Origin of the sequence: Streptomyces gottesmaniae, assembly GCF_031845845.1 — a bacterium.
Classification (GTDB): domain Bacteria; phylum Actinomycetota; class Actinomycetes; order Streptomycetales; family Streptomycetaceae; genus Streptomyces; species Streptomyces akebiae.
Window position 1 is genome coordinate 1 of sequence record NZ_JAVRFJ010000107.1, and the last position, 495, is coordinate 495.

At 67.9% G+C, this 495-nt stretch carries 1 protein-coding gene; it reads left to right on the plus strand.

Annotated elements, in window-relative coordinates:
• The coding region (locus RM704_RS44600) for an alpha-amylase family glycosyl hydrolase (RefSeq protein ID WP_311593584.1) at nucleotides 1-495 on the plus strand (495 nt) is incomplete at both ends.

Below are 495 nucleotides of genomic sequence, written 5' to 3' on the forward strand. Positions count from 1 at the left end.
ACATGTACGCGGAGTACGCCAAGGACCCGCGCATGCGCGCCAACATCGGCATCCGCCGCCGGCTCGCCCCGCTCCTGGACAACGACCGCAACCAGATCGAACTGTTCACCGCCCTGCTGCTGTCCCTGCCGGGCTCGCCGATCCTCTACTACGGCGACGAGATCGGCATGGGCGACAACATCTGGCTCGGCGACCGCGACGCCGTCCGCACCCCCATGCAGTGGACCCCCGACCGCAACGCCGGCTTCTCCTCCTGCGATCCGGGGCGGCTGTCACTGCCGACGATCATGGACCCGGTCTACGGCTACCAGGTCACCAACGTCGAGGCGTCGATGTCGTCGCCGGCGTCGCTGCTGCACTGGACCCGGCGGATGATCGAGATCCGCAAGCAGAACCCGGCGTTCGGCCTCGGCACCTACACCGAGCTGCCCTCGTCCAACCCGTCCGTCCTCGCCTACCTGCGCGAACACAAGGACGACCTGGTGCTGTGCGTGA